This is a genomic window from Microbacterium sp. UBA837 (assembly GCF_002296025.1).
Lineage (GTDB): Bacteria > Actinomycetota > Actinomycetes > Actinomycetales > Microbacteriaceae > Microbacterium.
This window is the reverse complement of sequence record NZ_DBHD01000111.1, coordinates 6,379-18,862: the sequence shown is the minus strand read 5'-3', so window position 1 is coordinate 18,862 and position 12,484 is coordinate 6,379. Positions and strand designations below refer to the sequence as shown.

Genomic DNA, 12,484 nt, shown 5'->3' with positions numbered 1-12,484 from the left:
GCACGGCTGATGTCAGCAGTTCGATTTCCGCACGCCGGATCTCATCAAGCTCCATGCAGGAAGATTCGCACAAAAGAGGAAGGGACTGACGAGAGTCTCCTACGCCCCGCCGGTGTGCACGAAAGCGACCCGGGCGGAGCCGTCGCCGCGGAGGTGCCAGCGGTTCCGCAGCGCCCCGGGGTAGGCGTGGAGCGTCGGCTTCGCCCGCCGGCGAGAACTCGCCTCGGGGAGAGCGACGCGAACGCGATCCGAGTTTTCTCACAGTCAGGCCGAATGCCACTATTCGTGAGAAAACACGGTTATATCTCGCTACGATAAAACCGTGGAAGCGCGAGAAAACACCGCATCGGTGTCGGCGCTGCTTCGGGTGATCCCCCCGGAGCTTGAGCCGGAGTGGGATGGCCACGTCGTTCGCATTCGTCACGAGGGGCGCGAATCGCTGTTCCGGCCGCTCTGGATCGGGGAGGGCCTGCCCGCTGATGCCCGGAGGGCGCGCACCGAACTCTTCCACGGTGCCTCCGAACGAACCGACGGTGTCGTGCCCGTCGTGACTGCCCGCCGGGTGAGCCCCGGGGCGCGGGAGATCCTCGAAGACGCACAGCTGTCATGGGCAGACGCCAGCGGCCGGGCGCGCATCGTGGTGCCGGGGAGCTTTTACATCGCGAGACTGGAGCCAATTCGAGCGGATGCGGGGCGGGCCTTCAAATGGTCGGCAGCAGCCGATGCGATAGCTGAGACGTTGCTCGGGTGGCGGGTGGAGTATTCCGAGCCAGAGACCATGCCCATCGAGCAGGTTGGCGTCATCGCGAAGACCGCGGATGTCTCGTTGGCGCACACTGCTCGCATCCTGCGGCACTTCGACGAGCAGCGGTACACGGCCAAGACCGGAGCCGAACGTGGTACATCGGCAACGCGCGAGTTTCGCGATCCGGGACGGATGCTGAGCGACTGGGCGGCGCATTACGCAGCCACGCCTCAGTCGGGAGCTGACATCGAGTTTCACGTTCCCTGGCGCGATCCCCAGCAATCGATCGAGGCGCTGACAAGTTCGCTGCATGGCCAGGATTGGGCGCTGACCGGGGAGGCGGCGGCGGATCGTATTGACCCGTATCTGACGAGTGTGCCGGCGGTCGATCTGTACGTGCCGGCGGGGCAGCTCGAGCCCGCGCGTGGGCGGCTGGCGCAGCATCCTGATTTCAGAGAAGTGGAGTCGGGAGGGCGCATCCGCCTTTCCGCCGCCGATCCCTATGTCTTCCGACTCACACGGGAAGCACGGGACGTGCGCACCGTATCTCCGGTGCGGGTCTATGCCGACCTATTGCGCGGCCGGGGGCGCACCGCCGAAGCCGCCGAATACCTGCGGGAGACCGCCATTGGATTCTGAGTCCCGAACCCGGGAGGCGCGCGCCCGCGCAGAGGAGGCGCTCGTGCGATTCGCGCTGCTCGCCGGGGGACACACCGACGAGTTCGTCGTCATCGGCGGCCTCAATCCTGAGTATCTCGCCACCGATGCTCCCGTCCCCCACCAGGGAACAACCGATGTCGACCTGCTCTTCGCGATCGGGTGGGATCTCGCCGGCGCCGAACATGACTTCTCGTGGCTCGATGTGGCTCTCGAGAAAGGCGACTTCACCTCGGAGAATCGGTGGCGGTGGAACGCGACCCTCGGCGACGCGCGGGTGCGACTCGAGTTTCTCGCGGACGTCTGGGATCACACTGCAGACACCGTATCGCTGCCCGGCTCGCGGACTGCGGTCGCGACCAAGCTGGCGGGACCGGCCGCAGCGCTCGTGGACCCCGAGCTGCGCGACCTGCCAGTGCCGCCATCCGTTCGCGCACAGTTTGGTGTCGAGACGGATGCCGTGACCCTTCGATTCGCGAACCTCGGCGGCTATCTCCTCGCCAAGGCGGCTGCGGCGCAATCGCGGATGCTGCACAAAGACAAGTACGACCTGATGTATGTCACGCTCTACAATCCCGGAGGCGCAGCGGGTGCGGCGACCGCCGTAGCGCGCCAACTGGGTCTGGCAGGCGACGTCGCAGACCCGGGTGCTATCCGTGCAGCGATCGCAAAGTTCGTCGAGCCCGACGGTGCGTGGGCCGGAGTGTTCGCGGACACGATGGTGGCAACCGGCGACACCGCCACAGAAGCGCAACTTCGAACGGATGGCGCGATCGGCGCCCAGACGTTCCTTGAGGTGCTCGACGCGAGCGCGTAGCTAGTGTTCTACGCCCCGCCGGTATACACAAACGCCACCCGTGCCGACCCATCCCCGCGAAGGTGCCAGCGGTTCCGCAGCGCACCGGGGTGGGCGACGGCATCCCCGGCGCCGAGTTCCCAGATCCCGAGGCCTTCGATCTCGAGGGCGATGGCGCCTTCGATGACGTAGTGGATGACTTCGCCATCCGTTTCGAACCAGTCGCCGACCTGCTCGCCGGGGCGGATGGCGTACTCCTGCAGGGAGGTCTCGCCGGCGTGGATGACGCGGGTGTGGGCGGTGTCGGATGCCTCCGAGACCGGCACCCACGTGGCATCCGCCGCCCGCGACACGTGAACGACCTCGGGGTCGGGGTCTGCGGGAAGGAGCGCCGAGGGCGAGATGTCGAGGGCGTTCGCGATGCGGTACAGAGTCAGCAGCGAGGGCATCGTCTGGCCCGACTCGATCTGGCTCAGAAACGGCTGGCTGATCTCTGCGGCCGAGGCCAGCGCCCGCATCGACAGCTTCTTCTCGGTGCGCGCCTGCCGCACTTGCCGCCCGATTCCGACGCCGATCTGCGTCTCGTCGGATGCCGCACTCGGCCCGTCGGCGCTGGTGCGAGCGGGAGAGGACACGGCTCCAGAATACGGCGCGGCCCCACGCCTGCTCGCGCGGCTAGTCGGAGACGAGGGAGCCCACCAGGTGGGCGATGCCGTAGTCGTAGGCGTCGTCGAGATCACCGCCGAGGCGGAAGGCCCCCGCGAGCTCCATCGTGACGAACCCGGTAGCCCATGCCGTCAGCAGCCGCGCGGCGTCGAGCGCGTGATCCGCGCCGACGGTGGCGCTGGTCGCCCGCAGGACGGGCGCGCTCGTGGCGGCGAGCTTGTCGGCATCCACCGTCGCGGTGAACAGCAGCCGGAACGCCTCGGGCCGCTCGTGCGCGAAGCGGCGGAAGACGAGCAGCTGGTCTTCGATCCCGGATGCCGCCTCCAGACGCGCCGTGAGGTCGTCGGCAGCGGCGCGCAGGCGTAGGTCGGCTCCGGTTCAGTCGCGTCGTTGTGCGGGTAGGGATGCTGGTCACCCGCATTACGGCGCGACCGAACAATCTGTGCTCGAGATTCAGGTGGCCCGCGACCCGTTCAGTCGCGCCTTGCTGCGGGTCAGCGCGGACGGAACCAGCATCTCGACGCGACTGAAAGATGGATGCTGAGAGCAGTAGCCGCCCACCAGTTCAGTCGCGTCTTGTTGCGGGTGAGGATGCTGGGAACCCGCGTAACGGCGCGACCGAACGGCCCCGAGCTACTCGCCGCGGGCGTTGTAAACGAGGGAGTTGCTGGCGCCGTAGGCGCGGTAGACCTCCAGGGCCTCCTCCCGGCCGACATCCTGGGTCACCCGGATGCCGCGAGCCTCGAACTGCTCCGCCCAGTCGGCGACCATCGGGCCCTCATCGAAGCCCGAGAGCTCTTCGAGCTCGGGACCGGACCCCGCGACAACGAGAGACCGCACCCCACTCCACATCGTCGCTCCGTAGCACTGCACGCACGGGCGCCAGTTGACCACGAGCGAGAGGCTCGCGCCGTCAGCGCCAAGGTCCCAGCGGCCGAGGCGCTGCTGCGCGAGCCCGAGGGCCATCACCTCGGCGTGCCCCGACGACTTGCCGGTCGAGAGCACGACGTTGACGCCCGCCGATACGAGCTCACCCGTGGTGTCATCCACGACGATCGCGGCGAACGGACCGCCGTTGCCCTCGCGCCAGTTGCGGTCGGCGAGGCGGTTCACGAGCGCCATCCGCTCTTCGAGCGTGGGCAGCACGGCAGGCAGCGTGTCGGCCTCGTCGACGAGCCACGTGGGCAGGGTCATGGTGAAGGATGTCGAAATCGGCATGGGTTACTCCGCGGTTCGGGTGGGGGCGGTCTCAGGATGCTGCGCCAAGCGCCACACGCGCTGGCGGGTGAAGGGCTGGTGGAAGGGTCGCTTTCCGAGCGCCCGGGCGATGGCGTTGCCGATCGCGGGGGCGACGGGGTTGTACGGCGACTCGCTCATGGACTTTGCGCCGAACGGGCCGACCGTGTCTGAGGTGTCGGCGAGGTAGACCTCGGTCTCGGGAACGTCGGCGAACTGCGGCACGCGATACACGCGGAACACGGGGTTCTGCACTGCACCGTTTTCGACGAGAACCTCTTCATAGAGCGCGCTACCGACGGCTTGCGCGACGCCGCCCTCGATCTGTCCGCGCAGCTGCGCGGGGTTCATCACCGTTCCGGCATCCGCTGACTGCACCGACTGCAGAATCCGCACGACCCCGGTCTCGGGCTCCACGGCAACGCGCACCGCGTGCACGTTGAACGCCACCGACCGCAGCGCGCCATCCTCGCCACCGGTCGCGAACAGGCCGTTCTCGTCGCGCTCCTCGGGCGAAGCTGCAGCGACCAGCTCCGCGAACGGCACAACACCCGCGGGAGTCGCGACGCCGGCATCCGTCAACAGCGCGGCATCTGCATCGGTGCCGGTCTGCGCGGCGGCGAGCTCGAGCATCCGTGTCCGCAGCGCCTGGCACGCGGCGGCAAGCGCCTTGCCCGCGACGGTGATTCCGGTCGAGGCGAACGCTCCCGTGTCGTGAGCGACGGCATCCGTGTCGGCGGTCCACAGGTGCAGCCGGCTAAACGGTGCCTCCAGCACGGATGCCGCGATCTGGCGCAACACGGTGGTCGTGCCGTTGCCGAACTCGGCCGTGCCGGCGCGCACCACGAAGGTGCCGTCGGGGCGCAGCGCCACCTTCGAGCGGGAGAAATGCCCGCGCGGAGCGATCGTGGCGATCATCGCCACCGCCATGCCCTCGCCGACCAGCCACCCCTCCGGGGCCGACACATCGTTGCCGCGGCGCAGCGCATCCTGCGCGAGATCGAGGCACTGGTCGAGGCCGTAGCTGCCGATGATGAGGTCGTCTTCGTAGGGATCCTTGTCCGGATGCAGCGCGTCGCCGGGTCGGATCATGTTGCGCCGACGCAGCTCGAACGGATCCATCTCGAGCCGCTCGGCGAGCATGTCCATGGCGGATTCCACGCCGAGCATGACCTGCCCGAGCCCATACCCGCGGAACGCCCCGGAGGGCACGTTGTTCGTGTAAACGGCCTCGGCGTCGATGCGGCGCACCGGCGTCCGGTACACGGTCGTCGACTCGGCAACGCCGTGGAACATCACGCCGATCGCGTGATTGCCGTACGCGCCGGTGTCGCTGAGGACGTCGAGCTTCATCGCGGTGAGGGTGCCGTCGGCATCCGCCCCGAGGGTCACCGCGACCCGCATCGGATGCCGCAGCGACGCCCGCGTGAACTGCTCGGTGCGACTGAATTCGTAGGTCACGGGGCGTCCGGTGCGCAGCACCGCGAGGGCGACGAGGTCTTCGGTGAAGATCTCTTGCTTGCCGCCGAAGCCGCCGCCGACCCGGGCTGCGAAGACGCGGACGTTCTCGCGGGGCAGGTCGAACACGTGCGCGAGCTCGTCGCGGGTGAGGAACGGGACCTGCGTGCTCGAACGGATGACGAGCCTGCCGTCCTCGTCGAGCCAGCCGACCGCGCCATGTGTCTCGAGCTGCGCGTGCGTCACCCGCGAGGTCTGCCACGTACCGCTGACGGTGACAGCGCTCGCCGAGAGCGTCGCGTCGATGTCGCCGCCGTGACCCTCGTGGAGCTGCGCAACCACGTTGCGGGAGGCATCCGCGACCCGATCTTCGGGAGTGCGGCCGGGATGCAGCACCGGTGCCCCGGGAGTGCGGGCCTCCTCCGGATCGAAAACAGCGGGAAGGATGTCGTACTCGACCTGCACGAGCCGGACTGCCGCGTCAGCTGCGGCGGCGGTCTCGGCGACGACCGCGGCGACGCGCTGGCCGATGAAGCGGACGGTGTCATCGAGCACCCGCGTGTCGTCGGGGTCGTCGGTGCGGTGTTCGTGGCGGCCAGTGGAGAAGCGTGTGGCCGGCGCATCCTCATGGGTGAGGACGGCCACCACGCCAGGGACGGCCAGCGCGGCATCCGTGTCGATCGAGACGATGCGGGCGTGTGCGTGCGGGGAGCCGACGACCCGCAGCACCAGGGAGCCGGTGACCGGTTCATCGAGCGTGTACGGCTCGCGACCCTGCACCACCCGGCGCGCGGCTTCGGGAATCACCGAGGCCCCAATGCCGCCGGACGCGACCGGGGCCGGGCCGGTTTCGCGCACCGGCCCCATCACTGCCGCGGTGATCGCTTCGCGAATCGGGCGGTAGCCGGTGCATCGGCACAGGCTCCCCTTCATGCGGCGGTCGAGCTCGGGCAGGTCGGCTTCGGTGAGGGTGGATGCCGTGACCGCCATCCCCGGCGTGCAGAACCCGCACTGGAACCCGAAGTGTTCGACGAGCTGCTCCTGCACCGGATGCAGGTCATCGCCCGGTGCGAGGCCGCCAGCTGTCGTGACGACAGCGCCATCCACGCGTTGGGCCGGCACGATGCACGAATGGACGGGGGCGCCGTCCACGATCACGGCGCACGCGCCGCAGTCGCCGGCGTCGCACCCCTTCTTGACCTCGATGTGTCCATGCTCGCGAAGGAATGTGCGCAGGCACTGGCCCGGAGCGGGGTCGCCCTCGAGTTCTGTGCCGTCGACGGTGAGCCTCATGCCACGTCCTCCGTCATGAGGTCAGCGACGACGCGCTCGGCGAGCACGGCGGTGACCGCGCGCCGCCAGTCGGCCTCGCCCAGAGCGTCGGTGAAGAAGTCCGTCGGGCTCGTGACATCCGCCCGCAGCTGGGCCGCATCGGGAACCCCGGGGTACCGGAAAACGTGGGGCGCGAGGGTGGATGCCGTCACCGCGATGACCGTCGACCCGTCGTCCCCGCGGCGGCCACTCACGACGATGCCCGATCGACCGAGCTCGGCGAGGGCCATCTTGTGCAGGCTCACGCGGGACCGCATCGCCGAAGTGGGAACCTCGAGTGCGCGAAGCACTTCCCCGGGCTGCAGTGTGTTCTTCGCCTGACCGGTGATGAACTCCGCGACCGTCTGTCGACGTTCGCCGCCGTCCGGGGTCCAGATCACCGCTTCCCCGTCGAGGGCTGCGAGAAGCGACACCATCGCCGCTGCCGTGAACGACTGGCAGACGTTTCCGCCGACCGTCGCGGTGTTCCATACCTTGAACGACATAAGCAGCGCGTGCGCGGCATCCGGGATTGCTCCCGTGGCGTGCCAACCGGCCGGAACCGGGGTATCGAGTTCGCCGCGCGACCACGCTACGAATCGCGCGATCGTGCAGGTCGCGGCGACACGGAGCCCCGCGTCAGTGACCTCGATCTCGGGCCAGCCCATGCGCGTGATGTCGACGAAGCCGGTCACCTCGGACTGCGGTTCGCTCATCAGCCACGTGCCGCCGGCGAGGATTTTCTCTCCGGGCGCGAGAGCGAGGTCGCCGCGGCTGCTCGCGAAGCGATAGGACGTGACGGTGGTGATGTCCATGCGCCCTTCCTCCGGCATCCGATGTTGACTCAGCGAACACTCCGAGTGAATCAGCCGAGGATTTCGCGAGTGTTTCGCCGCGGCACGTGTCAGGCTAAGCGAGTCGAGAGGAACCCGGATGCTCATCACCGGAATGGTCTTCGCCGCACTGGCCGCCTTGCTGCACGTCTACATCTTCTGGCTCGAGTCGCTCGCCTGGGGCGGAGCCCGCAGCCGCGCGACGTTTGGGGTGCGCAACGATGCCGAGGTCGAAATCACCCGCGCCTTCGCGTTTAACCAGGGCTTCTACAACCTGTTCCTGGCGATCGCCGCGATCCTCGGGATCGTCGTCGCAGCGATCGGCTCCGTGGCGGTCGGCGTGACCCTCATGCTGGTGGGAACCGGCTCAATGCTGGCCGCAGCCCTCGTGCTGTTCATCACCTCGCCCGACAAGCGACGAGCCGCCGTGACGCAGGGCCTGTTCCCGCTGCTCGCGGTCGTGAGCCTTGTCATCGCCCTGCTGAACGGCTGACTGCGGGACTAAAACGCGATCCCGCTGACGTTGTGGATCGGGTGCGCTCGTCCCGGGTGATCCTCGAAGAGCGCCGCACTCGACATCCGTACAAAGGAGAATCATGCGCGCACTCGTGCAGCACCAGTTCGGTGACCCGGCAGAGGTCCTCGCCGTCGAGGAGGTCGAGCTCCCCGAGCCCGGACCCGGCCAGGTCCGGCTGAAGGTCGTCCTCAGCCCCATCCACAACCACGACCTCTGGACAGTGCGCGGTGACTACGGCTACAAGCCCGAGCTTCCCGCCCGCGCCGGCACCGAGGCGCTGAGCGTCGTCGACGCGCTCGGCGAGGGAGTCACCGGCGTCGAGGTCGGTCAGCGCGTCGTGACGGCATCCGTCTTCGGGGTCTGGTCCGAGTACGTCATTGCTCCTGCCGCAGCCCTCATCCCGGTGCCGGATGCCGTCGCCGACGAGGCAGCCGCCCAGATCATCTCCATGCCGCTGAGCGCTGCGAGCCTGCTCGAATACCTCGACGTCAGCGAGGGCGACTGGATCGTGCAGAACGCAGCGAACGGCGCCGTCGGGCGCCTGGTCGCGCAGTTCGCCGCCTCCCGCGGAGTCCGCGTGCTCGGCCTCGTTCGCCGCGGCGCCGGCGTCGACGAACTCGCCGCTGTCGGCATCCATGATGTCGTCGGGACGGATGCCGAGAACTGGCGCGACCGCGTCGCGGAGATCACCGGTGGCGCATCCATCCGTGCCGGTGTCGACTCCGTCGGCGGTGCCGCAGCCGGAGACGTCACCTCGCTGCTCGGGGAGAACGGCACCCTCGTGGTCTTCGGCGCGATGGCATCCCCCACCATGGAGATCCCGTCGGGTGACGTGATCTTCCGTCAGCTCACGGTCCGCGGATTCTGGGGCAGCAAGGTCAGCGCCGCCATGGACCCGGCCCACCGCGTCGAGCTGATCCGCGAGATCATCACCCTCGTCGCGCAGGGAAAGCTCGATCTGCCCGTCTCGCAGATCTTCCCGCTCGAGCAGATCGCCGACGCGTCGCGCCTGAACTTCGAGCCAGGCCGCGTCGGCAAGGTCATGCTGCGCCCGTAAGGCCCGTTCCCGGGACCGCCGTCAGAGTTCGAGCTCGACGGCGGTCTCGAGGGCTGCCTCGATCGAGCGCATCCAGCCCGCCTGCAGGTCGGCCTTCGTTCCCGAATAGAGCGATGCGCCGTCGACGAGGTTGCTCGAGCAGGCGCACACCATGCCGGCACGCAGGCCGCGCAGACGGGCGACGATGTAGAGGGCGGATGCCTCCATCTCCACGTTCAGGATGCCCATGGTGTTCAGCTGCGCGATCCACTCGGGCGTCTCGGCATAGAACGCGTCATCGCTCACGCTGATGCCGCGGAACGAGTTCGTTCCCGCAGCCCCCGCGATGCGCTCCGCGTGACGGGCCAGCGCGGTGGTCAGCTCCAGGTCGGGCACCGCGGGGAAGCCCTTGGGAAGGTAGGCATCCGTCGTGCCGTCGTTGCGGAAGCTGCCTTCGCTCACGAGCAGGTCTCCCGGCGCGATGCCCGGCTGCAGACCCGCCGAGCTGCCGACACGGATGAAGGATGTGACGCCCACGCGGGCGAGCTCTTCGACCGCGATCGCGGTGGAGGGGCATCCCATGCCCGTTGAAGTCGCCGTGATGTGACGGCCCTTGTACCAGCCGGTCATCGTGCGGTGCTCGCGGTTGTGCGCGACCTCTTTCACGTCCGTGAGGAACTCGGCAACGAGCGGCACCCGGAACGGATCCCCGGGCAGAAGCGCGACGCTCGAGACCTCTCCTGGCGCGATGCCGATGTGATACTGGCGGGCGTCGAGCCCTGCAGCTGACTTGTCGACGACAGACATGAATACCTCCTGGGGTTCTGAGACGATCGGGTCGTCGCAGTCCCCGCCCTGGCGCCGGCGCCATGGTTGATAGGACGTGCTCTGCCGCGACGCTAACACCGTGCTGTTTCGCGACTGTTTCCCGGGGGCCGTCGGATCCCGGTACGCTCACCGGCGTGACGGCGTGCGGAATCATGTTGGCAGCCGGGGCGGGAAGTCGCTACGGGCAGCCGAAGATCTTCGCGCGCGACGCGGGTGGTGTACTGTGGCTCGAGCGTGTGGTCGCCGCCGTTCGTGCCGGGGGTTGTTCCGAGGTACTCGTGGTGATCGGAGCCGAGGCCGAGCGTGCTCGCGAGGTCGTTTCCGCTCTCGATTCGGTGAGCCCGGTGGTTGCCGGCGATTGGGCCGATGGGCTGTCGGCGTCAGTTCGCGCAGGGCTCGCGGCTGCCGCGAACACGGATGCCGACTCCGCCGTCATCGCTCCCGTCGACGTTCCCGGGATGCCGGCATCGGTTGTCGCGCGGGTGCTTGAGGCCGGCGCCGGGCCGGCATCCCTGGCTCGGGCGAGCTTCGACGGTCGGCCCGGGCATCCGGCGGTCATCGGCCGCGATCACTGGGAGCTGGTGGCGGCATCCGTTCGCGGCGACTCGGGCGCGAACCGCTACCTCGCCACCCACGCCGCGCTCACGGTCGAGTGCGCCGACCTGTGGGATGGCGCCGACACCGACACCCGGTAGTGGCGCGGGGCGTCAGGTGCGCAGCACGACGTTGATCGGCTCTTCGCCGCGCTGCATCCGCTCGGCCTGCTGCCGAACGAGAGCCGCGATCCGGGGCCGCATCGCGGTTGACGCCCCGCCGACGTGGGGAGTGAGCAGCAGTCCGGGTGCCGACCACAGCGGGTGGCCCTCCGGCACGGGCTCGGGCTCGACGACATCGAGTGCCGCCCGGATCCGGCCGCCGCGCAGATGGCGCAGCAGGGCATCGGTGTCGACGAGGCTTCCGCGACCGACATTGACCAGCAGTGCGTCATCCGGGAGCGCCGAAAGGAAGGCGTCGTCGACGAGCTTCGCCGTGCCGTCCCCGCCCGGCAGAGCGAGGATGACGATCTCCGTCTGGGGGAGCAGCACTGGCAACTCCTCGAGTGCGTGGACGACCGTGCCGTCCTCTGTCCGCGCGTGCGTCGCGACAGCTTCGACGTGAGCCTCGAACCCGCGCAACCGCGCCGCGATCGCCGTGCCGACGCCGCCGAACCCCACGATGAGCACCCGGCGGTCGGCGAGGCTCGACGGGAAGGCATCGCCCTCGCGCGGGCCAGCCCAGCGTCCGGCATCCTGAGCCGCGACGAAGCGCGGGATCTGCCGCTGCGACGCGAGGGTCAGCGCGACGGCAAGCTCGGCCGTCGACCCCTCGTGCACGGACGCGGCGTTTGCGAACACGATCCCGGGAGGCAGGTGCTTCGCCGCTGCCTCGTACCCGATCGACTGACTCTGCACGAGCCGGACCTCGACACCCTCGAGCCGCGCGAGCACCCGGGGGCTGCGCATGTACGGCGGAACTACGATGTCGAACGCCGCCCGCGGCGCCGCATCGCCCATGTCCCACCGCACGACCTCGATGCCGGGAAGGCCGCTGAGGTCTTTCTCGAGCTTGTCGTCGGGGACGGAGATCACCAGGGTGGGTGCGTCGGAAGTCACCCCTTCACGCTACCTATCGCCGCGGTACGGATGCCGATACGCTCGCGTCAGCATGCGGCATCCGTTCTCGTGCACGGCGAAGGAGCAGGGATGGAACTGGCGATCAACTACTGGGCAGTCATCCTGGCGACCCTGTCGACGATGGTGGTCGGGTCGATCTGGTACACGCCGAAGGTGTTCGGGGTGCGGTGGGCGAAGCTCGCGAACGTCGACATGAATCGCCCCGGATCCAGCGCGACGCTCGCGATCATCGTGACCGTCATCGTGAGCTTCGTGTCGGCCTGGGTGCTCGCTGCCGCGACTGTCGTGGTGTGGCACGCCTTCGGCGGCAGCTTCCTGCTGACCGCGGTCGGGACCGGCGCCGTGCTGTGGGCAGGCTTCACCGCCGCGCGCTTCATCACGCACGATGCCTTCGAGGGGCGCCCCACCTCGCTGACGGTGCTCAACATCGCGCACGAGCTGGTCACGGTTCTCGTGATGGCGCTCATCATCGGCGTCTGGCCGCCCGCGGGAACCGTCTGAGGTGCCAGCGATGTGAGTACCCTCCTTCAGTCGCGCCGAGATGTGAGTTGCGCGGGTGCGAACCCGCAGGATGACGCGACTGAACTAGTGGGGCGCGCGGTCCAGCACGATTCAGGCGCGCAGTCCGGCGCGATTCGGTAGCGCCGATGTGTGGGTCCTACGGTGCTCGACCCGCAGCATGACGCGACTGAACGATGGACCTCCAGTTTCGGTCGCGTCGTTGTGCG

General features: G+C 68.7%; 13 protein-coding genes. 6 read left to right on the top strand and 7 right to left on the bottom strand.

Features of this window, described 5'->3' with window-relative positions; genetic code table 11:
* Window positions 1-322 precede the first annotated feature (322 nt).
* Both B3587_RS08480 and B3587_RS08475 read left to right on the top strand, forming a co-directional pair.
* Entirely contained in the window at window positions 323-1,384 is a 1,062-nt protein-coding gene (locus tag B3587_RS08480; protein ID WP_292727838.1) for a type IV toxin-antitoxin system AbiEi family antitoxin, read from the top strand.
* Between the two features lie 43 nt (window positions 1,385-1,427).
* Window positions 1,428-2,219 (top strand): hypothetical protein, encoded by a 792-nt coding sequence (locus tag B3587_RS08475; protein ID WP_292727836.1) that lies wholly within the window; start codon window positions 1,428-1,430, stop codon window positions 2,217-2,219.
* 8 nt (window positions 2,220-2,227) lie between these two features.
* Here the strand turns inward: B3587_RS08475 and B3587_RS08470 are convergent, their stop codons facing one another.
* The 5 genes from B3587_RS08470 to B3587_RS08450 form a co-directional block, all read right to left on the bottom strand.
* A complete protein-coding gene (locus B3587_RS08470; protein WP_228179386.1) occupies window positions 2,228-2,833 on the bottom strand; it encodes a helix-turn-helix domain-containing protein in 606 nt (201 codons plus the stop codon).
* 40 nt (window positions 2,834-2,873) lie between these two features.
* Window positions 2,874-3,161: a TetR-like C-terminal domain-containing protein gene (locus tag B3587_RS08465; protein ID WP_292727840.1), complete on the bottom strand. Its 288-nt coding sequence runs from the start codon at window positions 3,159-3,161 to the stop codon at window positions 2,874-2,876.
* A gap of 336 nt (window positions 3,162-3,497) precedes the next feature.
* A complete protein-coding gene (locus tag B3587_RS08460) occupies window positions 3,498-4,082 on the bottom strand; it encodes a nucleoside deaminase (RefSeq protein WP_292727834.1) in 585 nt (194 codons plus the stop codon).
* A gap of 3 nt (window positions 4,083-4,085) precedes the next feature.
* Entirely contained in the window at window positions 4,086-6,851 is a 2,766-nt protein-coding gene (locus B3587_RS08455) for a molybdopterin-dependent oxidoreductase (protein ID WP_292727832.1), read from the bottom strand.
* Window positions 6,848-7,684, bottom strand: a complete 837-nt coding sequence (locus tag B3587_RS08450; RefSeq protein WP_292727830.1) for an FAD binding domain-containing protein — start codon at window positions 7,682-7,684, stop codon at window positions 6,848-6,850. The genes B3587_RS08455 and B3587_RS08450 overlap by 4 nt, the downstream gene beginning before the upstream one ends.
* 118 nt (window positions 7,685-7,802) lie before the next feature.
* Between B3587_RS08450 and B3587_RS08445 the strand changes: the two genes are divergently transcribed.
* On the top strand, window positions 7,803-8,195 hold the full coding sequence (locus B3587_RS08445; protein WP_228179380.1) for a DUF1304 domain-containing protein: 393 nt from the start codon (window positions 7,803-7,805) through the stop codon (window positions 8,193-8,195).
* Between the two features lie 103 nt (window positions 8,196-8,298).
* Entirely contained in the window at window positions 8,299-9,276 is a 978-nt protein-coding gene (locus B3587_RS08440; RefSeq protein ID WP_292727827.1) for a zinc-binding dehydrogenase, read from the top strand.
* A 21-nt stretch (window positions 9,277-9,297) separates the two neighbouring features.
* On the opposite strand, the gene B3587_RS08435 is transcribed toward B3587_RS08440, so the two are convergent.
* On the bottom strand, window positions 9,298-10,062 hold the full coding sequence (locus B3587_RS08435) for a nucleoside phosphorylase (RefSeq protein ID WP_292727825.1): 765 nt from the start codon (window positions 10,060-10,062) through the stop codon (window positions 9,298-9,300).
* A 155-nt stretch (window positions 10,063-10,217) separates the two neighbouring features.
* Between B3587_RS08435 and B3587_RS08430 the strand changes: the two genes are divergently transcribed.
* Window positions 10,218-10,778, top strand: a complete 561-nt coding sequence (locus tag B3587_RS08430) for a nucleotidyltransferase family protein (protein ID WP_292727824.1) — start codon at window positions 10,218-10,220, stop codon at window positions 10,776-10,778.
* Between the two features lie 12 nt (window positions 10,779-10,790).
* Here the strand turns inward: B3587_RS08430 and B3587_RS08425 are convergent, their stop codons facing one another.
* The gene (locus tag B3587_RS08425; protein WP_292727822.1) at window positions 10,791-11,735 is read right to left on the bottom strand and encodes a 2-hydroxyacid dehydrogenase; all 945 of its coding nucleotides are present in this window, start codon (window positions 11,733-11,735) and stop codon (window positions 10,791-10,793) included.
* 90 nt (window positions 11,736-11,825) lie between these two features.
* Between B3587_RS08425 and B3587_RS08420 the strand changes: the two genes are divergently transcribed.
* Entirely contained in the window at window positions 11,826-12,257 is a 432-nt protein-coding gene (locus B3587_RS08420; RefSeq protein WP_292727820.1) for a DUF1761 domain-containing protein, read from the top strand.
* Window positions 12,258-12,484: the final 227 nt, after the last annotated feature.